Genomic DNA, 365 nt, shown 5'->3' on the forward strand with positions numbered 1-365 from the left:
GCTCAAGTGCTCCGGTAGGCCAGATGAAGCGATCCTCTGCTAGTAGGTGTAGGGCGTCGCGCACAGACCAAGACAACCGTTGCCACAGCGTCTGGTAGTAAACTCGTGCATCGCCCTGCGGAGCACTTGAGCATTGTCTTGAGTTAAGGGACGTCAACCTGGAGGCGGAAATCGGCCATCTCTTGGCTACGGTCGACGCCGGTTTGCAGGCGTTTCATGGCAGTTTATACGTGTTCATTGCGCAACAGCCTGATCACCAGCGCCGTGTGGAGATGCTGCGGCCAAAAGTGGAGGCATGGCTTGACAAGCTTGCACCCGAGTATTTGCGTTGGGCTTGGTTGTGGTTGTACGAGTCTCGTCGGGGC

1 protein-coding gene is annotated in these 365 nt (G+C 57.0%); it reads left to right on the forward strand.

What is annotated here, in order from left to right; all coding sequences use genetic code 11:
* Nucleotides 1–182: 182 nt before the first annotated feature.
* The coding region (locus AC0L3U_RS38680; RefSeq protein WP_473365005.1) for a hypothetical protein at nucleotides 183–365 on the forward strand (183 nt) is incomplete at its 3' end.

Source organism: Bradyrhizobium sp. Kon69 (genome assembly GCF_055807515.1).